The sequence below is a fragment of the Acidimicrobiales bacterium genome, assembly GCA_036491125.1.
Lineage (GTDB): Bacteria > Actinomycetota > Acidimicrobiia > Acidimicrobiales > AC-9 > AC-9.
In genome coordinates this window covers 1-20,702 of record DASXCO010000113.1, presented here as the reverse complement: position 1 = coordinate 20,702, position 20,702 = coordinate 1, and the positions used below count along the sequence as shown (strand labels likewise).

The following is a 20,702-nucleotide window of genomic DNA, read 5'->3' as shown; positions in this document are numbered from 1 at the left end:
TGGCTGCCATGCGGATGGCCCTCGAGGCGAAGGCGTCCCGCGACGACCTCGCCGAGCTCGTTGCCGACCTGGCCGAGAGGCTCGACGGTGCGGCGGCGACCTCTGGGCGCGGTGGCGAGGTCAACCAGACCTGACGGCGTTCTCGGCAATCTCGTCGCTGGCCCCGGCCGTATGACCTGGCAGCGAGCCGTCGTGCCACTGTCGTCGCGTCGGAGTCCGGAGTCACCTATGCTGACCAGCGTTTATCGGATGCCGACCTACGCCACGGCGGGACCGAGCGGGTCCACGATCGTGCGGTTCGCGACGACCATCATGCTGCTGGTCGGGGCGGCGCTGGCGGCGGCCTCCGGTGCCATCCACCTCCACCTGTGGGCCGCCGGGTACCGGAGCATCCCGACCATCGGGCCCCTGTTCCTGTTCCAGGGCATCGCTGGCGTCGTGCTCGCCGTCGTCCTGGCTGCGTCCCGCCGACTGCTCGCTGCCCTGGCGACGGCCGGGTTCCTGGTGTCCACCATCGGCGGGTTCCTGCTCAGCGTCTACGTCGGCTTGTTCGGCTTCACTGACACCTTGGCCGCTCCCTGGGCCGGTGTCTCACTCGTCGTGGAGAGCGTCGGGACGATCGTGCTGGTCGCCGGCAGCGCGATGCTGCTGTGGGGGGTGGCGCGCCCAACTCCGCGCACGACCCCCGCGTAGAGGGGGGACCGCCCGAGGCGCCCAGGCTCCGGGGCTCGACGCCGAGTCCCGAGAGATGGCGATCGAGCAGCGGGCCCGAGCGTCACCGGGCACCGCCAAGCAGGTCCCGAGCCACCTCCTCGAAGAACTCCGTGCACAGCCGGAGGGACTCCTGGTCGATGCGCTCGTCGTCGCCGTGGAACATCGACGCGAAGTCGGCGAACGAGATGCGGTCGCTGAACAGACCGGCGCCATAGGCGACCGATCCAGCCCGGCGGAAGAACCGAGCGTCGGTGGCGCCCACGATCATGAACGGGACATTGGTGGAGCCAGGGCTCAGCCGGCTGGTGACCCGTTGCATCGAATCCCACAGGGGCGTGTCGACCGGCGAGCTCGTCGCCTCGTCGGTGTTCTGTGCGTCGATGTCGACCTGGCTGGCCAGATCACCGAGCGCCTGCTCGAGCATCTGGCCCATGTCCTCAGCCGTCTGACCCGGCAGGGTGCGGACGTCCACCGTGAGCTCGACGCTGTCGGGGATGACGTTCGTCTTCGTACCTCCGTGGGCGATGGTCGGGGCGAACGTCGTGTGCGTCGCCGCGTGCGCCATGCGCGCCACTCCGATGTCCTCGCTCTCCTGGACGAACGAGCGGAGCGCGCCGGGATCGATCAGCATGCGAGCGATCTCGTCCGGCAGGTCTGCCTTGCTCACGAACCCGCGCCAGACGTCGTTGATATCGGTGTCGGGCTCGTACTCGGCGATCCGACGTACCACCTCGGCCGCTTTGACAAGCGCGTTGTCGCTGCGAAACGGCATCGATCCGTGACCAGCCGTGCCCCGCACCCGCAGCTTCACCCAGTGGGTGCCCTTCTCGCCCACCATCATCGAGCGTTTCGGACCGGACCTCGACGGCAGGGGAATCTCGAAGCCACCCGACTCGGTGAGCACGTAGTCGGCGCGCACCGCCTCGGGGTGCCACCGCAGCATCCAGTCGGCTCCGAAGGTCCCGAGGGCCTCCTCGTCGGCTACGGCGAGGTAGGCGAGCGTGCCACGCGGCCGCCAGCCCTCGGCGGCGAGGGCCTTGAACGCCACGGCCATGGCGGAGGTCTCGTTCAGCATGTCGATTGCGCCCCGCCCCCAGACCTCGCCGTCGACGAGCTCGCCGCCGAACGGATCCCGCCGCCATCGCGCCGCGGTGACCGGAACCACGTCGGTGTGGCCCATGAGCAGCAACGAGGGGGCCGTCGGATCGCTGCCCTCGATGCGAGCCACGAGGTTGCCGCGACCTGGCAGCGCCTCGTAACGCTCGAGATCCAGCCCTGACCCCTCGAGGTACGACGACAGGAGGTCGGAGCTCCTCACCTCATGGCCGGACTCGGGGGTCCCATCGTTCACGCAGGCGTTGCGGATCAGATGCTGGAGGAGGTCGGTCACCTCGTCGACGACGGTCACACCCGCTCCTTTCGGTCGAGGTCCGTCCGGCACCCCCCGCTGTCTGCTCGGCGGCTGTCCCAGCATCGCACAGCATCCCATCGTCACCCGCGCCGCTATCTCGCGCCCCAGAAGAGGATGCGCTTGAACGGATAGAAGTAGGGCTCGTGCGTCCCGAGAGTCTCGACGAGTCGGCTGCGGTACCGGTCGAGGTACTCGCCGAACAGCTCGTCGGGAAGACGTGAGGAGTACCGGGTCAGGCTCGTCCCCCTCACCCACTCAACCACCTCCGCTGTCGAGGCGAGCCGATGGCCGTAGACCTGGAGGCGCACGTGCTGCTGGGCGAAGCCCAGCTCGTCCAGGATCGACGCGTAGTCCTCGGGCTTGAGCACCCGTCGCACCGGGTCAGGGGGCGGGGCGCCGCCGAGGGCGGAACGAAAGGGCTCCTCCTCGGCGAGCTCGGTCGCCAGAACGTGGGCAGGATGATCGGCATTGGCCGGGACCTGGACCGCCAGCTGACCCGCCTCTCCGAGCGCCGCCGTCCACCGGGCCAGCACGGCCGGATGGTCGGCGACCCAATGCAGCGCGGCGTTGGAGATCACCACGTCGAGCCGCTCGGCGCTGGCGAAGTCGGCGATGTCGCCTTCGGCAAAAGCGACGCCCGCAGCGCCGAGCTCCGTGGCCCTGGCCAGCATCGCCCGCGAAGAGTCGACCCCGAGAGTTCGGCGGGCACCGAGACGCTCGTGCGCTGTGACGGTGAGCTCCCCGGTGCCGCATCCGAGGTCGGCCACCGACCCGTCCGGCACCGGGCGGACCAGGGCGAGCAGGTCGAAGAAGGGCGCCGCCCGCTCGTCCCTGAACCTCGCGTACTGGTCGGGGTCCCAGCCGTCGCTCACGGCGTCGTCCCGACCGCCCCCTCAGGACCCCTCACCAGCCCATTGTCGCCAGCCACCGGTCGGCCACGGCCTGGTCGCCGAGGACCTCTGGGGCCGCTCCGGATCGCCGTCCCCAGCAGGTCAGGAAGAGCTCGGAGGCACCGCCGCGGAGCGCGGCGTCGGCCTTGGCGTGACCGGTAGACACGGCGAGTCGTCCGTTCTCCACGGACAGCAACCACTCTCCAGTGGTGTCGGTGCAGTGAAGGTGGAGGGTGCCGATGGCCGAGGCGTTCGCGGGCTGGTGGATCAAGAGGGGGAGGAGGACCTCGACCACCTCGGCGATGCCATCCGCCGCCAGTTGGGCGTTGATCGGCTCCGGCCGAGCCAGCGCCGCCTGGGCGTCCCAGCGGTGCACCGCCGTCTCGTGTGCCATCCGTCGTCTCCAGAAGGCCGCGTTGGCTGGTCCCCCCCGCCAGTTCCCCGCTGGATCGTCGTCGTCGGCGGCCTCGAGCGCGTCGACGAGGCACGCGGTCGAGTCTCGCAGCCACGGGATGCGTCCTGGTCCGTCCGGTGCCCGCGGGAGCGTGGCGCGGTCCACTCCCTCGGGTGCTCGCCGGCGGATGCTCTCGCCTGCCCACATGTGCACCAGGCCGACGTGCAGTGCGAGCTTGCCCATGTCCCAACCCGGGCACGAGGGCACTGGATGTTCCAACTCCGATGCCGCCGTGTCGGCGAGGGCAGCACCGTCGGAGGCGATGGCGGTGAGGTGGTCGCTCGCTTCCACGGCCACGACTCTCGCACACGGCGGGCCCTGCGCCGGGGCTGGATCCGATGAGCGAGGGCAGCGGTCCCCCGTGCGGGGGACGGCGTGTACCTTTCCCGACGGACTAGTTGCCCGCCGAACTGGTACGTCCGCCCCGCGCCCGACGAACTAGTCCATCAGGCGGCTGAAAATGGACAACTCTGACCATTGCGGTCGTGCTCCATCGAGGTGATCATGTCGCCGAGGAGGCACCGGACCACGAAGGACTACGACGTCCGGTGTCAGGGGCGAATCCAGGTGGGGGGACTCCGGCAGCAAGGAGGGCCGTCAGTGCAGGTCATGCGAGGCGACGAGCCGTCACGGTTCGCCGGGGCCGACCACTCGTCGCCCGGCGATGCGAAGGTCGCCCGCCAGACGCAGGAAGAAGGTGTCGCAGCCTTCGAGTACCTGTGCCAGCGCCACCTCGCCCCGGCGTGGGATCTCGCCTACGCCGTGACCGGGGAGCCCCGGGAGTCCGCCGCTGCGGTGGCGGAGGCCTTCGTCAGAGTGCTCAGGCCGGGCCGGCCGGCGCGGTTCGACAGCCCCGATGAGCTCGAGACGGCGCTGCTCACCGCGACCCGCGCCGCCGCCATCGAGGCGGCCAGGCGCCCCCACCATGAAGCCGCCGGCGAGCCGGGGGCGGCAGCGGCCAGGGACGACGGCGCGGCCGAGGTCGAGGGCGAGGCGGGCTCCCGACTTCCGGTCGTCACCGCGGCCTACCGCAGCCTGCCCGAGCGGTGGCGCTCGGTGCTGTGGCTGACCGAGGTGGGCGGCGCCGGCGTCGCCGAGACGGCCGCGGTCCTCGGGGTGTCGAGCAACGGCCTGGCCCAGCTCAGCCACCGGGCCCACGCGGGACTGCGCGAACGGTACCTGCAGGCCCAGCTGCGCGGGCCCGTGCCTGCGGGCTGCCGACCGGTCGTCGAGCACCTCGCCGCCTTCATCGCCCACAGCCTGGCGCCGCCAAAGCTGGCCCACGTCGAGAGGCACCTGCCCAGGTGCAACGACTGCCAGGCTCGGGAGGCCGAGCTGGACGACCTCGGCGCCATGCTCGCCCCGATCGCCGTTCCGGTCCCGCCCACGCTGGTGGCCATGGCCACCAGCAGGTGGAAGGACGCGGCCAACGCGGCCACCGTCGTCCCCAGGACGCGACTGGGCCTGCTCTCCTTCCCCACCTCCGGTCGCAAGCCGCTCGCCGGTGCGGCGCTGGCCGTCATGGGTCTGGGCATCATCGGCGCCGCTGTGGTGAGCGGGCCCCTGCTCACGCACGGCCCGGGCTCCGGAGGACTTGCCCCTGCGGCCGCGGCGCCGACGGAGATCAACCAGTCCGGGGCCCCCGGAGGAGCGGGCCCCTACCTCCTCTCGGGCAGCCAGACCCCGGTGCCGACGACCAGCGCACCGACCACGTCGACGTCCACGGCGGCCGCGACAGGCGGTGCCTCCACCGCGACCACCGCAGCCAGTGGCGGTGGCAGGGCGCCGACCGGAGGCGGGGGTGCTACCACTAGCGGGCTGCTCCCGGGGACGCCCAGCACACCGCCGCCGACCTCGATCGTTCCCCAGCTCCCACCGCGGCTACCCCCTGTCACCGTGCCACCAGTGACGCTGCCACCGCCACCGGTCACGTTGCCCAAGATCACTCTGCCGAACCTGCTCCCCTGACGCGCTCGAGGCGCCAGTCGGTAGGGTTCAACCCACGACTGGTGACCCGAGGAGGTCGGTGGTGGCAGTGGAGCGTTTTCCGATCGAAGCCGGCCACATCATGATGTTCGCCCGGAGCGCCGGCGATCCCAACCCCGTCTACTACGACGAGGACCGGGCGCGGTCGACCGAAGTGGGACGCATCATCGCACCGCCGACGTTCGTGCAAGCCAGTGCCCAGTTCGATCCGGACTATCCGCTGCGGCCGAAGATCGGCGAACCCTGGTTCGGGTCGGGCAGGGAGCCGTCGGGCACGGCCGGGAGCGGCGGTCGGCCACGCGACAGCGCCTCGGCTCCGGCGGGCGGCGGAGTCGGCCGGGGTCTCCACGCCGAGCAGCATTTCGAGTACCACCGGCCGCTCGGCGTGGGAGACGTGCTGTCGGCGACGACACGCCCGGGTGCGACGTGGGAGAAGGAGGGGCGCCGTGCCGGCAAGCTCATGTTCGCCGAGATGATCACCGAGTACCGCAACCAGGACGGTGAGCTCGTGGTGACGGCGCGCGCCGTCGGGGTTCGCACCGAGCGGGCGGCGGGCTGAGATGGCGCTGCGGGCGAGCGAGCTGAAGGTCGGCGCCGTCTTCGAGGAGCCGGTCGTCGAGGACCTGAAGCGCACCCAGATCGTCCAGTACGCCGGCGCCTCGGGTGACTACAACCCGCTGCACACCGACGAAGTGTTCGCCACCAAGGTGGCCGGGTACCCGTCGGTGTTCGCCCACGGGATGTTGACGATGGCGATGACCGGGCGGATGCTGACCGACTTCGTGGGCGATGGCCGCCTGCTCGGCTTCGGCGGCCGGTTCACGTCCCAGGTGTGGCCGGGGGACACGCTCGTCGCCAGCGCGAGTGTCGCCGGTGTCCGAAGCGAGGGCGGCGCGGACGTCGTCGAGCTGACCGTGCGCACCGTGAACCAGGACGGGCTCGAGGTCTTCTCGGGCACGGCCACTGCTCGACTCGATCCCTGAGGATTGGGAGCGCGCGCCGGGTGACCGCCGTCGCCGCCGAGGTCCGGGCGTGGCTGTCGGCGCGTTGGGACCCCGATCTGAGCCTGATCGCCTGGCGTGAGCTGCTCGCCGACTCCGGTTGGGGCGCCCCGACGTGGCCCGCCGAGTGGTGCGGACGAGGTCTTCCGGCGGCGACGGCCGATGTCGTCGAGCGGGAGTTCGACCGGGTGGGTGCCGTCGGGCCCCCCCAGGGCTCGGGAATGCTGCTGGCTGCGCCGACGATCCTCCAGCACGGCTCGGACGACCTGAAGGCCAGGCTCCTTCGGCCCATCGTCACCGGGGAGGACACGTGGTGCCAGCTGTTCAGCGAACCGGGTAGCGGCTCGGATCTCGCCGGGCTCACCACGCGCGCCGAGCGGGACGGTGACGAGTGGGTGGTCAGCGGGCAGAAGGTTTGGACCACGAGCGCCCATCACGCTCGCTTCGGGATGCTCCTGGCTCGCACCGACTGGGATGCCCCCAAACACCGCGGGATCACCTACTTCGGCTTCCCGATGGACCAGCCGGGCGTGGAGGTCCGGCCCCTGCGCCAGATGAACGGGCACGCGTCTTTCAACGAGGTGTTCCTGACCGACGCGAGGGTCGCAGCGGCCAACGTCATCGGCCGTGTCGGTGACGGCTGGACCGTGGCCCACACGACGCTGGCCCACGAGCGGCGGTTGTTCTCGGGGATGCGTGGGCGGCCGGCCTCGTGGGGGAGCGGGCGGGCTGTGCGCGAGGCGGAGCGTGAGATCGCGGTCAGCCTCGAGCCCTACAAGTGGTACCCGCAGCGGGCGGGGCGGGCCGATCTCGTCGCCGATCGAGCCAAGGCGACCGGTCGGAACGACGATCCCGTGGTGCGCCAGGAGGTCACCCGGCTCCTGGCCCTGGCGCGCACGGCGCAGTGGACGGCCGAGCGGGCGAGGGCGGCCCGCGCCCTGGGCCGGCCTCCCGGGCCGGAGGGCTCGATCGGCAAGCTGAGCGCCAGCGCCATCGCCCGGGCCGCCGCCCGGACCCACACCCTGATCGCTGGGGCGGGGGCGATGCTGACAGGCGCCGACGGGCCGCTGGACGGCGTCGTCGCCGAGGTCCTCGTCTCGGTCCCGGCCGTGTCCATCGCAGGCGGCACCGACGAGATCCAGCGCGACATCATCGGCGAGCGGGTGCTCGGCCTTCCGCGAGCGGCCCGCCTGGACGCTGACATCCCGTTCCGCGACGTCCGGAAGAACGCGGTCGACCCTCGCCGCTGAGCGGAAAGGGCCCCGGCCAGAGAGGTGCGGGACCGCCCCACAGAGAACACAGAGGTGTGGCCGTGCAGGACGACCGCCACCTCGGCCCCGATCCAGGCTCTGCTCCGGGCTCCACCGCCCGGGACCCCATCAGCGCCGAGCTCGGCCTTGCCGAGGGCCGCGCCGAGGCCGAGGCCGCCGGTGACGTGGCGGGCCTGCCCGCGATCCCGGGAGCGCCCCCGATCCCGGGACCGCCCCCGCCCGTTGCCGTGCACGACGATCCGGTCCCGACCCGGAGTGGGCACCAGCGCCTGCAGGCCGGCCTCCGAGGAGTGACCCAGATCCTTCGGCGGTGGCACCGACCGGCCGAACGCGGTCACGCCCGGGCCCTCTATACCCTCGGAAAGAAGCTCGAGGACAGTGACGCCGCCAAGGCGGAGGAGTGCTTTCGGTGGGCGGCCGGCACGGGCGACATCGATGCCATCGCCGATCTCGGGGTCATGATTGCCGTGCGAGGCGACCTTGTGGAGGCGAAGGGGTTGTTCGCAGAAGCGGCCTGGTCCGGCCACGCCCGGGCCATGTACAACCTCGGGGTCCTCTCCGAAGGAGTGAGCTCCGAACGCACCGAGGAGTGGTACCGGCGGGCGGCCGGGGCCGGCTTCGCCGATGCCATGTACAACCTCGGTGTGCATCTCGAAGCCCACGACGAGCCCGAGGAGGCCGAGGAGTGGTACCGGGAGGCGGCCGCCACCGGCCACACGCACGCCATGAACAACCTCGGGGCGGTGCTCCAGCGACGGCGTGATCTTCGAGAGGCCGAGCTGTGGTACCGGCGGGCAGCCCAGGGAGGGCACAGCGACGCCATGAACAACCTGGGGGCCATGCTCGAACGGCGGGGCCAGGTGGACGAGGCCGAGAGGTGGTATCGCCGCGCCGCCGAGGCCGGCGACGTCCGGGGAATGGGCAACCTGGCGGCCGCCCTCGACCGGCGCGGTGACGCGACCGAGGCCGCGCGCTGGCATCGACTGGCCGACCCCAGCTGGACACCACGACGCACGCCACCCGTCAGGCGGTAACCTCCAGGCCACTCGTCGGGGGGCCCTCACGGAGGTATCGAGATGCCGAGCGCGGCTGACAAGTGGCGGAACCTCACGGGGGCCGTCGTTGTCATCGTCGGCCTCGTGGTGGTCGCCGGCGTCTTCGCCGGCACCGTGTGGAAGTTCGGCAGCGCCATCGACATCGTGGCCGTGATCGGCTCGGTGACGGGTGTGGTGGGGGTCATCGTCATAGCCTTCTTCGGCATCCACGCCACCGCCGCCGCGGGGATCGACGCCGCCACCGCCGCTGCCTATGCCGATCCCGAGAGGGCGGGCGAGCTCGCCGACAAGCTGCGCGGCCTCAGCCCGGCGCCGACCCAGGCCGAGGGAGCCCACGGGGGGGCCACCGAGCGGGGAGCTCTCCGGCCGGGCGCGTCCGGTGAACCGGCCGCCGAGGGCGGGCGGGGCTAGGACAGGGACCCAGCCCCCGGCGCCGAATATCTGTCCGGCGGCGATCGCAGACCCGTCGCCGGCCCGCCCGCTGGGCGGCGGGTCCACTGAGCGGGACAGGAAGGTTGGGCTGGGGCGTGGCTGTGCGGGTACCGCTGAGGATCGCGGCTGGCGTCCTCCTGGCGACGGCGCTGACCGGCAGCGTGGCGGTGACGGGGGCCGGTGCCACTGCAGGCGCAGCCTCGAACCTCGCTCCCACATACCGGGCCAACGACTTCGCCGACGGCAACGCCCTGTCGATCCTGCCCCCGGGGGAGAACGGGCTCGTCAATCCGGCCCAGGCTCTCGCCTTCGAGGCCGCGGGGCAGCGGCCGCCGGCGAACCAGGACCAGCTCGGCAAGTACGCAGGCCTCCTCTACGCCTCGCCCGGTCTTACCGACGCCGGCCTCACCAGCTACTACGACGACGCCTCCTTCGGGGTCCGGCCCCAGGACGTGACCAGGGTCGAACACCCGTCGGCGAGCGAACCCGTAGCCATCTACCGCGATGGCCACGACATGCCCCACGTCTACAGCAACAGCCAGGGCGCCGCCGCCTACGGGATCGGGTACGCCCAGGCCGAGGACCGGCTCTTCCTCATGGACGTCCTGCGCCATTACGGCCAGGCCACCCTGTCGGAGTTCCTCGGGCCAGCCTGCGCCTTCGAGCAGATGGATCACGACGAGCTCCTCCTCGCCCCCTACACCCCGCAGCAGGCCCAGGCCCAGCTCGACGCCCTGCCGCACGAGTACGGTGCCGCCGGGGCCCAGCTGCAGTCGATGCTGAGCTCGTTCGTCGCCGGCGTCAACGCCTACATCGCCCGGACGAGGACCGACCCCTCGCTGCTGCCGGCCGACTACGCCGCAGCCCTGGCACCGCCCCAGCCGTGGCAGCCGAGCGACGTGATCTACGTCGCGGCACTCATCGGGGGGATCTTCGGAAGGGGCGGTGGCGCCGAGGTGCGCAATGCCGCCCTGCTCGGCTACCTGCAGCATCAGCTCGGCGCTTCGCCGGGTGCGGCGGCCTTCGGTGACCTGAAGGAGCAGAACGACCCGGGCGCGCCGACCACCATCACGGACCAGCGCTTTCCGTACGAGATCCCCGGCACAGTCGACCCGGCGACGACCGCCCTTCCCGACCAGCCCGGCGCGCCGCTCCAGGGCGGACCCACCAGCACGACGGCCAACTGCGACCTGACCAAGCCGAACCCCACCGCCCTGCAGGACGCCATCGGGCTCCTCGCCCTGCCCCGCCAGATGAGCAACGCCCTGCTCGTCGACGCCCACCACTCGGCGAGCGGTCGGCCGCTCGCCGTAATGGGGCCCCAGGTGGGCTACTACGCGCCCCAGATCCTGATGGAGGAGGACGTCCACGCCCCCGGATACCAGGCCGAGGGGGCCAGCTTCCCCGGCACCGGCCTGGTGGAGCTGGGTCGGGGCGAGGACTACGCCTGGTCGGCGACCTCCGCCGGCACCGACAACACCGATCAGCGCCTCGAGCAGATCTGCGATCCCGCCGGCGGAGCTCCCGCGGCCCAGGGCCACGACTACCTGTTCGACGGCAAGTGCGTGCCGATGGAGCACCACACCTTCACCGAGGCGGCGGTGCCCAAGCCCGGCGGGCTGGGCGCGCCGGCGGTCGTCACCCGAGACGTCTACCTGACGGTCCACGGGATCGTGCAGGGCTGGACGACGGCGGACCAGGGCAGGCCGGTGGCGGTGGTCAACCAGCGGAGCACCTACAACCACGAGGCCGACTCCGGGGTGGGCTTCCTTCGCTGGGCCGACCCCAGCCTGACCCACGATGTCAGCTCGTGGATGACCGGGGCCGAGCAGATCAGCTACACGTTCAACTGGTTCTATGTCGACAACAAGGACATCGGTTACTACGTGAGCGGGTGGGACCCCGTCCGCCCCTCGAACGTCGATCCCAACCTGCCCACCTGGGGCACGGGTGGCAGCGAGTGGCGGGGGTTCCTGCCCGCCGAGCAGCACCCGCACGAGGTCGATCCCCCGCAAGGCTTCCTGACCAGCTGGAACAACAAACCGGCGCCGGGATTCTCGGCGGCGGACGACGACTACAGCCAGGGACTCGTCCAGCGGGTGCAGTCCCTCATGCAGGAGATCCACCACCAGCTCGCCATCCACAACCAGAAGATCACCCGGGCCAACCTGGTGACCGCCATGGAGACCGCCGCCGCGGTGGATCTTGACGGCCGCCAGGTGCTTCCCGAGCTGGTGGCCTTCGAAGCCGGGCGGCCGGCCAGCGCGGGGGTCACGGCCATGCTCGGCCAGCTGCGGGGGTGGTTGGCTGCCGGCGCCCAACGTCACAAGGCCTCGCCGTCGGACACCCAGTATCGCGACGCCGCCGCCGTCGCCATCATGGACGAGCTCGAGCCGCGGCTGGTGCGGGCCCTGTTCGATCCGATCTTCGCCGCCGGCGGGGTGCAGACCCAGGACGGCTCCTCGAGCGGGTACACGGCCATGCCGATGGAGCAGCTGGTGAGCGCTCCGCACAGCGGCGGCTCCCACCAGGGCGACGCCTACGGGACCGGCTGGGAGGGCTACGCCCAGAAGCTGCTGCGGCAGCTCGACGGCGAGCCCGTCGCCCAGCCATTCTCCTCCGCCGTCACCGACCACGTGTGCGGTCCCGGCGGGCTCGCCGACTGCTCCACGAGCGTCGGCAACGCCCTCCAGGCCACCTACGACGCACTGGTGGCGGTCAACGGTGGCGCCCCGGTCCCCGCGTGGACCGCGGACACGGCGACCAAGTCGGCCGGTGTGACCATGCCCGCCTACGACGACATCGAGGCGCAGACCACCGGCCTGGTGGGCCAGCCGGCGATCGACTGGCAGAACCGCCCCACCTTCCAGCAGGCCGTCGAGTTCCCCCGCCACCGCCCCCGCTGAGAGCGGCTCGGCAGGGCGAAGGGTGGTGAGTGAGCGCGACGGTTCGGAGGCGCGCAGGTCGGAGGCTAGGCCGACGCCCCGTCCCACCCTCGCATGAGCGACGAGTGGGCCAGCTCCTGCCAGAACGCCTCGCTGTTCGCCATTCCGCCGCCAGTGGAGCCGGTCGAGCCCGACCCGAGCCCGAAGGAGTTGTCGCCCTGGCACAGGTGCGGTCCGGGGTCGACCACCGTCGGGACCGCGGAGGGTCGGGTCGGGTTGCGGGATCCGAGGTCGAGCGCCGTGGCCAGGTTGCGGGCGCCGGCGTCGCGGGGCTGGAGGGGGCGGAGACCGAAGCGCCACTCGACCATCTTGAGGATGGACGTGTGGTCGAACAGGCTCGAGTTGACCTGACGCCGGTGGGCGAAGGGGGAGACGAGGTAGCCGGGCACGCGAAAGCCCGCCTGTCCGAGCTGCAGCGCCGGCGCCGAGGTCCGGTCCGGCAGCCGGGGCGGCGCGACGTGCTCGAAGAAGCCTCCCCACTCGTCGTAGGTGATGACCAGGACCGTGCGATCCCAGGTGGGGCTCGCCATCAGCGCCTGGACGACCTGGGCGAGGAAGGCCTGGCCCCGGCGGATGTCGGCGTGCGGATGGTCGTCGTTCGACCCGCCCTGCTCCTCGCCGACGAAGTACGGGTCGATGTAGCTGAACGGAGGCAGGGTTCCGGAGGCGGCCTGGGCGAAGAAGGCCTCGACCCGCCGGGCGAGGGGGAGGTACTTCTGGCCCCAGAGGGCGAGGAAGGGAAGATCGCTGAAGTAGTAGTTGGCCGGCACCCCGGCGGCGGCGAGCCTGTCCCAGATGGTGGGCAGGGTGGACTGGGTCATGGTGTTCTCGAGGCGGTCGGTGGTTGCCGTGTGGGTGTAGAAGCGGTTCGGGTACGTCGGGCCGAGGATCGAGCAGAACCACCGGTCGCACACGGTGAAGTGGTCGACCAGGAACTTGTTCACGGGGACGTCCTCGGGCAGGTAGTAGCCGAGGGCGTAGTCGTCGTTGGCTCCCTGCCGAAAGCCGTCGCAGCGACCGCCGTCGAGCTGGGTGCGGCCTCCCTCCACGGAGTGGTCGGGATCGTTGAACCCGCACCCCGACCAGTCCAGCAGGTGGTGGGTGTCGTGCCACCGGCCGCCTGCGTCCCGGTACGACAGCCCGTCCTGCCGACCGTCGGCACCCGGGACCCACCCGAGGAAATGGTCGAAGGATCGGTTCTCCATGACCATCACGACGATGTGGTCGATGCCGCTGTGCGCCGGGGGCGGCAGGCTCGCAGTGGTCTGGGCGAAGGCCCGAGGAAGCCCCGCCATGCTGGCGGCGGCCGCGGCGCCAGCGGCGCCGGCACCCTTCAGGAACTCACGACGGGAGACAACCACGACAGTTCCGCCCCCCGTCAGTGACGGAAGAGGTCGGTCATCGGATGCACCTTGGGCGAGGCCGCGTTGTTGAGATGCTCGCGGATGCCGAAGGCGTCCTCGATCGTGCGTAGCAGCGAGTTGTGGTCGTAGAAGGCGTCGGTAGCATGAAGATTTCTGGCCAGCGGCGAGAACATCAACAGTCCGATGCGTCCGCCGCCGTTCGTGCCGTTGCTGCCGATCCCGGTGGCGCAGCACCCGCTGGTGTCGGAGGTGCTGGCCTCGTCGAAGGTGATGAACAGGGCGCCGTTGTTCTTGTAAGCAGGCGATCCGACGATCGAGTGGATGTTGTCTTGTATCCAGCGGTCCGCCGCCGGCAGCCCCCCGGGCTGGCCGTTGGCGCACGGCGAGTCGTGGCCGTCGTCACAGGTGTTGGGCGTGATGAACACGTAGTTCGGTACCTGTCCCGACGGAAGGGCCCGCGCCAGATCCGAATAGGGGCGCACGTGTGAATCACACCGGGCCGTGTTCTCGACGATCGGCGGGTAATAGACGAACGGGTCGTGGCGGGTGGCGTAGCCGGTCTGGTACGGATCGCTCGCCTGGGTGGCGGAGGGGTGCTGGCAGGGCGTCGCCATGGACTCCATGTAGGCGCCCCAGGACAGGTGAGCGCTCGTGAGCTGATCGGCGATGCTGCGACCTCCACCGGGCGTGAGCTTCTCCGAGGCCTCGCACAGCTCCCAGTTGGGGCAGTCGGCCTGGAACTGCGGCGCCGGGGGCTGACCGCTGGTCATGGCGATGTAGTTGTCGGCGCTGTTGTGGCTCACGCCGTAGTAGTTGTTGGCCAGCACACCGAACGGCACGATGCTGTTGAGGAACTTGGCCGGGCTCGTCGGCCCCCAGGTCGAGTCGAAGTCCTCGTTCTCGAGCACGATCACGAACACGTGGCTCAGCCTGGGTATCCCCTCGAGCGCCCTGGGGGCGGCCTGGGCAGAGCTCGCCGAAGCCAGGGCGACGCCGACCGTGCCCGATGTCACCAGGGCGGCCGAGAGCGCGATCCGACGCCACGCGGCGCGCTTCCTCATCACCCGCCGTCCCAGCACATGCTGTCTCTTCACCGCCAGTGGGGCCCGCTCCTGCTCGTTCACTGAGGGTTCACTCCCGGGGATGGCGCCCCTCACCAGGCCGACACGCCTCCCGACCGAGGTCGTGGGTCGGTTGCGCCCGCCAGGTGATCGTCGTGGACCGCGATCAGGTGGGCGTGGCCGAAGCTGCCGTTGTAGGGGGCCTCGCGGACGACGGAGTGACCCCGCAGGCGAAGGCCCGAGTCCCATCCCAGCGGCGCGTGACCCTCGATCCTGACGTCCACCTGCCCTCCCGAGTCCCAGGTGTCGAAGCCGATCGACGAGGCCGATGCCTGGGCGGGGGGCGCGAGGGCCCAACGGCCGGCGGCGATGGCGTCGCCCGCTCCCTGGCCGACGGCGAGGGCGCGGGCCAGCACCTGGAGGAGGATCTGGGGCTGGCTGTCGCCCCCCATGGTCCCAGTCACGGCCCGCAGCTCGCCGGTCTGGGCCGTCACCAGCGTGGGCGACAGGGTGTGGGGTGGCCTCCGGCCCGGTCCGTACTCGGCCGGGTGTCCCGGTTGCAGCGAGAAGCCGACTCCTCGGTCGTGGAGGAAGATGCGAACACCCGGAACAACGAGGTGGCATCCGAAGCCCGCGGCGTTGGACTGGAGCAGCGAGACGCCCCGTCGTTCGTGGTCGACGGCGCAGAGCGCGATCGTGTCGCCGATGATGGCCGGTTGCTCGAGCACCGAAGCGCGCTCCGGGTCGATCGCCGCCCGGCGGAGAGCCAGCCGTTGCGGAGCAAGGAGCGCGGCGCCGTCCGCGCCCTCGTGCAGCACGGCGGGGCGGTCGAATGCCGCCTGGCGGGTGGCCTCGATGAGCAGATGCGCCCAGCGCGGGTCGTCCGGATCCTCGGGCAGCGGCAAACCCTCGGCGATCCAGGCCGCGGCCAGGGTGAGGTAACCCTGCGAACTCGGCGGAACCGTCCAGAGACGGTGGCTCCAAGCGGCTAGCTCGAGAGCGGGGACCCAGTCGGCCTGGGGTCGGGCCAGGTCGGCCTCGACGTGCTCGCCGTCGCCGAGGGCCAGCAGCCCGGCGCCGAACTCGCCCTCGTAGAAGCCCCGTCGCCCGTCTCGGGCGATGGCGGCCAGCGCCCTTGCCACCCCCGGCCTCTGGAGGATCGTCCCGGCTCGAAGACGGCCGTGGCGGGAGTAGTCGCTGGCTTCGGGAAGGTGCGCCACGGTGGGCGCCATGGCCGCTAGCGTCGGCGAGGCGGGAAAGCCCTCCTCGGCGTAGGACCGGGCGGGCTCGAGCACGGCGGCCAGGTCTAGGCGTCCGAACCGCTCGTGCAGCGCCAGCCAGCCGTCGACACAGCCGGGCACGGGAACGGCGCGGATGTCGCCAAGCGGCGGCATCCGCGTGTGACCCTCGGCCCGCAAGCGCGCCGGGTCGGCTCCCGATCCCGCCCGGCCCGAAGCGTTGAGGGCCAGCGGCGGGCCGCTCCCCGTGTGGATCACGGCGAGGAGGTCGCCGCCCATACCGCACAGGTGTTGTGAGGTGACGGCGAGGACGGCGCTGGCGGCGACGGCCGCGTCCGCCGCCGTTCCCCCGGCCCGGAGCATGGCTCCGCCGGCGCCGGCGGCCAGGTGGTCGACGGCGCAGACCATGCCCCGCCCCGCCCGGATCGTGGCGGCAGGGGCAAGCTCCGGCACGGGGGGAGCATAGGACGTCCGCGTTTCGCGTCCTGACAGCCGTGTCGGCTGGGCGCGCCCCATTGGACAGCGCTGGTGCCGGCGGGACCAGACTGGGGACGATGACCGGGGATCACACCGCCTCTGCCGGTGCCGCGGTCTGGTCCGTGGCCGACCGATACCTCGTGGGGCCGTGCATCGGGAGGGGAGGGATGGCCGAGGTCTACGAGGGTCTCGACACCCGGCTGGGTCGCCCGGTGGCGGTCAAGCTACTGCGGGCGCAGGACGCGGGCGACGAGGCGCTCCGGCGCCGACTGTCGGCCGAAGCGCGCGCCGCGGCCCGGCTCTTGCATCCCAACCTGGCCACCGTGTACGACGTCGGTGAGGACCACGGGCGTCCGTGCATCGTCATGGAGCTCGTGACCGGGGGGACACTGGCCCAGCGGCTCCAGGATCCCCCGATGGGCCAGGAAGAGGCGGTCCGGCTGATCAGCCAGGTCCTCGACGCGCTGGACGCCGCCCACCGCGCCGGCATCCTGCATCGCGACATCAAGCCGGCGAACATCCTGCTCACCGAGTACGGCAACGCGAAAGTCACCGACTTCGGGATCGCCAAGGCCCTCGGGCCGGCGCCGGCCGACGTCGATCTCACCGCCACGGGCGAGGTGATCGGGACACCGCGCTATCTGGCGCCGGAGCGGGCTGCGGGCGAGCAGGCGACCGTAGCCTCCGACGTCTGGGCTGTGGGGGTCGTGCTGTACGAGGCGCTCGCGGGGCGACCGCCGTTCGATGCCGAGACCGCGCTGGGGCTCGCCATGGCCGCCGAGCGGGGCGAGCTCGTGCCGCCGGAGATCTACCGCCCCGACCTCTCACCGGCCCTCGGTGCCGTCGTCGCCCGGGCGCTGGCTCCCAGACCGCTCGATCGCTTCACGTCCGCGTCGCAGATGGCCGCCGCCCTCTCCAGGGCCGTCGCCGACCCTGCCGCGACTGTCGGGTTCGGGCCGCCGACCGACCCCTATCCCGACCCCGGCGGCGACACCGGGCGGCGGCGCCGGTCGTCTCGCCGGGCATTGCTGGTCGGAGGGGGCGTGGCGCTCTCGCTCCTCGTCGTCGTCGTGGCCGCCCTCCTCCTGATGAGGGGGGGACGTCACCCCACAGCTGCGGCTGCGCCCCCTCCCTCGAGCACGGCGCCGCCTTCGTCCGTTCCCCTCACGACGCTTCCACCCGCGACCTCGACGACGTCGCCGCCCACGACGCAGACCGCCCGGGTCCCCGCCACGATCGCGACGACACCGACGACCTCGATCAGTTGCTCGGCGCTGACCGCCGAGCGCCGGGCGCTGGCGCAGGAGCAGGCCAAGTTCGACAAGACGGTGGAGTCGCACGCTGCTCGCCAGGCTGCCGACAGAGCCTTCGCCACCCGGGAGCGCGCCATCGAGCAGGCGATGCACCAGTACTGCGACTGAGCGCCGACGGGGCGAGCTGAGCTTCGGAGCTGACACTCAGCGGGGACGCGGGCGGGCCCCAGGCGCGACGTGCACCATGGGGGGCCATGAAGGCAGCGACGTTGGTCCCCACCGCGAACGCGTCCCGCCCCTTGGGGGAGCGCGCTCGGGTCGTCGTGACCTTCCCCATGACTCCGTCGGCGCGGGACGCGCTGACGACGGCGCTCGGACCCGACTTCGAGGTCGACGACGTGCGGACGGCCCCCGTAGAGAGCGACATGGTGCTGTGCCGACCGTGCAGCCCGGGAGCGATCAGGTCGCTGAAGCGCACGTTCCCCTCGGCCCAGGTCGTCGTGGTGGAGCCACCCACAGGATTCGGATCGGTCGGCCTGGCCGGACCGGTATCCCGAATGCGGGATGCAGGTGCCGATCTGTACATGACGGGAGCATCGGTGTCGCTGCTCGCCTCGGCCATCAGGGGCCAGGTGGGACCGGCCGCCGCTGACGCCACGCTCGTGTCCTACCGCCCCCACGCCGCCTGATCCGGTGACCGCCTGAGTGAGGCGGCTGGACCTGCACCATTTGTGATCCTCACTCCCAGTCCCATTCGCCGAGCTCGAGGGCGCGCCGCAGGAGGGACAGCACCTGCTTCGTCAGGTGGTCGGGCCCGGTCTGCAGCCGGGTCTGCACCACCCGGCGGGCCCGCTCGATGACCCGTCGGTCTCGATCGGCCTTGCCGGCCAGCGCCTCGGCAGCGTCGTTGAAGGCCGATATCGGCGACTGGGCGAGCTCGTACGCCGCGGCCAGGAACTTCTCGACGGCAGCGTCGAGATCCTCGTTGTTGGACGCCCTGCCAGACTCCATGCTTGTCCCACCCCGGAATGATGTGTGCTCTGCGGATCAGGGACCATCATCCCGAGCCATTGGCTCGGGCGGGCCGGCCAGCGCACTGGCCCCGGCGGGACCCGTCGCCGGAGAACCAATCCGATCCTATCGACGTGACGAAGCACCGGCGACTAGGTCAGGCCCAGAAAGCTCACCAGGTCCCGCTGGACCTGACCTCCGGCCTCCCTGGCGATGCTCACTGCGCGGGCCACGTCAAGGTCGTCGAGGAGCGCCTGGCGCACCTCTACCGCTGCCGCTTCGGTGACTCCCGGCTTGGGGTCGTAGTGCCAGAGGCCTTCGAGCTCAGCGGCGGCCCGCTCCAACTGGGTCTCGTCGAACTCCCAGGGCTCCCGCCAAGGGCGGGACAGGATCAGGAGCCGCACGGCGCCTGGCGGCCAGCGCTCCAGCAGGTCGTTGACGAACACGAGGTTGCGGGCCGACTTGGCCATCTTGCGGCCGTCCACCATGACCGAGCCGACGTGCATCCAAGCGCGGGCGAAGGGCGCGACACCCGTGAAGGCCTCGGCCTGGGCTGCCTCGTATGCGTGATGAGGGAAGGCCAGGTCGGCACCACCGGCATGCAGATCGATCGAAGGCCCGAAGGTGGCCAGGGCCATGGCGGTGCACTCGGCGTGCCAACCGGGTCGCCCCTGCCCCCAGGGGCTCTCCCATGCCGGCTCGTCGCCGATCGAGCGCTGCCAGATGGCGGCATCGAGCGGGTCGTCCTTGTCGGGATCATCCGGATGCCCACCGCGCTCGGCGGCGAGGGCGAGGGCCTCCTCCCGGCTGAGCCCGGCCCGCTGCAGGATGCCATCGGCCCTGAAGTACACCGACTGGTTGCGCTCGTAGGCGACGCCGCCGCCGAGGAGCTCGGCGGCAAGGGCGATGACCTCATTGACGTGGTCGAAGCTGCGGGGCTCATACGAAGGTCGGGGAACGCCCAGCTCGGTCATGTCCCGCTCGAAGCGATAGGTGTGCTGCACGGCCAACGACCGCCACGGCACGCCTGACGCCTTCGCCTCGGTGAGAAGGTGATCGTCTATGTCGGTGACATTGCGGCAGACTTCCACCTGCGCTCCGGCTGACCGCAGGACACGGGCGGCGACGTCGGCCCACACGAAGGTAGCGGCGTGGCCCAGGTGCGTGGTGTCGTACGGCGTGATTCCACACACGTACACCCGCGCCCGGCCAACTGTCGGTAGGCGAACCCCTCCCACCCGGGCTACGGGTATGGTCGCTCCGCTGCCGGGCTCGTTCAGACTCCACGGCATGTCAGGCCACCTGGTCTCGCAGGTAACGGGCCACCTCGTCGTCCAGGCTGGCTGCGCGCGCCTCGCCTCGCACTATCTGCCTCAGCTCGGGGTTGGGCGCTGGCGAGCTGAGGATGTACCCGTTGGCAACGAACTCGGCCACCTTGGACCGTAGGTCACCCGCGGCCAAGACCTCGTCCATCATTTGCTCGCTCAGCTCGCCCGCCTCGACGGCCGCTCGCATGACGCTCGTGGCCTTCTCGAGCACTCGTGATTCGGACACCTGGTCGACCCACTGACGGCCAACCTTGCGCGCCACGAGGACACGGGCCAGCTCTTCCGCCAGGTCTTCCCCGTTGTCCTTGGCGAGCTCTTGGAGGGCTGCCACCTGTGCGGGAGCGGGTACAGCTTCGAGAGCTTCGATGGCTCGCCGGAAGGCATCTGGCGCATCCTCCCACGTGGTCATCGTTCCTCCTCGTGGTCGAACGTTCGCCACCCTACCCATGCCTCGGAGATGTGCGTGTTCGCATTACCTCTGTCACAGAGGTATTCTGGGATCGAAATGGCATCCCGCACGCTGCCCTCACCGCCCCGGAACGCGTCGACCGGCCCTGCCGCGGGTTCGCATCGCGTCCTACCCGGTGCCGATGCTCAGCGGATGGCTGACGAGCTGCTGACGAACATTGCCTCGATACGTCGCGCCGGCCGTCGCCAGGCGGGCCGACCGGTGGAGCTGTCCTCGCTGACCGGGGCCCAGCTGGAGCTGCTGCGTCTGGTCCGCCGTCGGCCTGGGGTGTCGATCGCGGACGCCGCCCAGGAGCTGAGGCTGGCGCCGAACACGGTAAGCACGCTTGTCCGTCAGCTGACC

At 71.3% G+C, this 20,702-nt stretch carries 20 protein-coding genes; 11 read left to right on the top strand and 9 right to left on the bottom strand.

Annotated elements, in window-relative coordinates; translation table 11 throughout:
- Window positions 1-249: 249 nt before the first annotated feature.
- Window positions 250-693 (top strand): hypothetical protein, encoded by a 444-nt coding sequence (locus tag VGF64_09720; protein HEY1635024.1) that lies wholly within the window; start codon window positions 250-252, stop codon window positions 691-693.
- A gap of 82 nt (window positions 694-775) precedes the next feature.
- On the opposite strand, the gene VGF64_09715 is transcribed toward VGF64_09720, so the two are convergent.
- The 3 genes from VGF64_09715 to VGF64_09705 all read right to left on the bottom strand — a co-directional run bounded on the left by VGF64_09715 (window position 776) and on the right by VGF64_09705 (window position 3,760).
- On the bottom strand, window positions 776-2,122 hold the full coding sequence (locus tag VGF64_09715; protein HEY1635023.1) for a M20/M25/M40 family metallo-hydrolase: 1,347 nt from the start codon (window positions 2,120-2,122) through the stop codon (window positions 776-778).
- A gap of 95 nt (window positions 2,123-2,217) precedes the next feature.
- Window positions 2,218-2,997, bottom strand: coding sequence for a methyltransferase domain-containing protein (locus VGF64_09710; protein ID HEY1635022.1), 780 nt, complete (start codon window positions 2,995-2,997; stop codon window positions 2,218-2,220).
- Between the two features lie 31 nt (window positions 2,998-3,028).
- Window positions 3,029-3,760: a maleylpyruvate isomerase family mycothiol-dependent enzyme gene (locus VGF64_09705; GenBank protein HEY1635021.1), complete on the bottom strand. Its 732-nt coding sequence runs from the start codon at window positions 3,758-3,760 to the stop codon at window positions 3,029-3,031.
- A gap of 318 nt (window positions 3,761-4,078) precedes the next feature.
- Between VGF64_09705 and VGF64_09700 the strand changes: the two genes are divergently transcribed.
- The 7 genes from VGF64_09700 (at window position 4,079) to VGF64_09670 (ending at window position 12,120) form a co-directional block, all read left to right on the top strand.
- Complete coding sequence (locus VGF64_09700; protein HEY1635020.1) at window positions 4,079-5,437, top strand: ECF-type sigma factor; 1,359 nt, start codon at window positions 4,079-4,081, stop codon at window positions 5,435-5,437.
- A 61-nt stretch (window positions 5,438-5,498) separates the two neighbouring features.
- Entirely contained in the window at window positions 5,499-6,014 is a 516-nt protein-coding gene (locus VGF64_09695) for a MaoC family dehydratase N-terminal domain-containing protein (GenBank protein HEY1635019.1), read from the top strand.
- A 1-nt stretch (window position 6,015) separates the two neighbouring features.
- Window positions 6,016-6,438 carry a MaoC/PaaZ C-terminal domain-containing protein gene (locus tag VGF64_09690; GenBank protein HEY1635018.1) on the top strand — a complete coding sequence of 141 codons (423 nt, stop codon included), beginning with the start codon at window positions 6,016-6,018 and terminating at the stop codon, window positions 6,436-6,438.
- Between the two features lie 20 nt (window positions 6,439-6,458).
- Window positions 6,459-7,706, top strand: coding sequence for an acyl-CoA dehydrogenase family protein (locus VGF64_09685; protein ID HEY1635017.1), 1,248 nt, complete (start codon window positions 6,459-6,461; stop codon window positions 7,704-7,706).
- A gap of 62 nt (window positions 7,707-7,768) precedes the next feature.
- Window positions 7,769-8,761 carry a tetratricopeptide repeat protein gene (locus tag VGF64_09680; protein HEY1635016.1) on the top strand — a complete coding sequence of 331 codons (993 nt, stop codon included), beginning with the start codon at window positions 7,769-7,771 and terminating at the stop codon, window positions 8,759-8,761.
- A 42-nt stretch (window positions 8,762-8,803) separates the two neighbouring features.
- Window positions 8,804-9,193, top strand: coding sequence for a hypothetical protein (locus VGF64_09675; protein HEY1635015.1), 390 nt, complete (start codon window positions 8,804-8,806; stop codon window positions 9,191-9,193).
- A gap of 116 nt (window positions 9,194-9,309) precedes the next feature.
- Window positions 9,310-12,120 (top strand): penicillin acylase family protein, encoded by a 2,811-nt coding sequence (locus VGF64_09670; protein ID HEY1635014.1) that lies wholly within the window; start codon window positions 9,310-9,312, stop codon window positions 12,118-12,120.
- 65 nt (window positions 12,121-12,185) lie between these two features.
- Here the strand turns inward: VGF64_09670 and VGF64_09665 are convergent, their stop codons facing one another.
- The 3 genes from VGF64_09665 to VGF64_09655 all read right to left on the bottom strand — a co-directional run bounded on the left by VGF64_09665 (window position 12,186) and on the right by VGF64_09655 (window position 16,275).
- The gene (locus tag VGF64_09665) at window positions 12,186-13,520 is read right to left on the bottom strand and encodes an alkaline phosphatase family protein (GenBank protein HEY1635013.1); all 1,335 of its coding nucleotides are present in this window, start codon (window positions 13,518-13,520) and stop codon (window positions 12,186-12,188) included.
- Window positions 13,521-13,537: 17 nt separating this feature from the next.
- Window positions 13,538-14,584, bottom strand: coding sequence for an alkaline phosphatase family protein (locus tag VGF64_09660; protein HEY1635012.1), 1,047 nt, complete (start codon window positions 14,582-14,584; stop codon window positions 13,538-13,540).
- A 92-nt stretch (window positions 14,585-14,676) separates the two neighbouring features.
- On the bottom strand, window positions 14,677-16,275 hold the full coding sequence (locus VGF64_09655; protein ID HEY1635011.1) for a gamma-glutamyltransferase: 1,599 nt from the start codon (window positions 16,273-16,275) through the stop codon (window positions 14,677-14,679).
- A 101-nt stretch (window positions 16,276-16,376) separates the two neighbouring features.
- Here VGF64_09655 and VGF64_09650 point away from each other — a divergent pair, with 101 nt between their 5' ends.
- On the top strand, window positions 16,377-17,720 hold the full coding sequence (locus VGF64_09650; protein ID HEY1635010.1) for a serine/threonine-protein kinase: 1,344 nt from the start codon (window positions 16,377-16,379) through the stop codon (window positions 17,718-17,720).
- An 86-nt stretch (window positions 17,721-17,806) separates the two neighbouring features.
- Window positions 17,807-18,241 (top strand): hypothetical protein, encoded by a 435-nt coding sequence (locus VGF64_09645; protein HEY1635009.1) that lies wholly within the window; start codon window positions 17,807-17,809, stop codon window positions 18,239-18,241.
- Between the two features lie 49 nt (window positions 18,242-18,290).
- On the opposite strand, the gene VGF64_09640 is transcribed toward VGF64_09645, so the two are convergent.
- From VGF64_09640 to VGF64_09630, 3 genes are all read right to left on the bottom strand, one after another.
- The gene (locus tag VGF64_09640; GenBank protein HEY1635008.1) at window positions 18,291-18,563 is read right to left on the bottom strand and encodes a hypothetical protein; all 273 of its coding nucleotides are present in this window, start codon (window positions 18,561-18,563) and stop codon (window positions 18,291-18,293) included.
- 152 nt (window positions 18,564-18,715) lie between these two features.
- Entirely contained in the window at window positions 18,716-19,855 is a 1,140-nt protein-coding gene (locus tag VGF64_09635; protein HEY1635007.1) for a class I tRNA ligase family protein, read from the bottom strand.
- 1 nt (window position 19,856) lies between these two features.
- Window positions 19,857-20,300, bottom strand: a complete 444-nt coding sequence (locus VGF64_09630; GenBank protein ID HEY1635006.1) for a hypothetical protein — start codon at window positions 20,298-20,300, stop codon at window positions 19,857-19,859.
- Window positions 20,301-20,492: 192 nt separating this feature from the next.
- Between VGF64_09630 and VGF64_09625 the strand changes: the two genes are divergently transcribed.
- The coding region (locus VGF64_09625) for a winged helix-turn-helix transcriptional regulator (GenBank protein HEY1635005.1) at window positions 20,493-20,702 on the top strand (210 nt) is incomplete at its 3' end.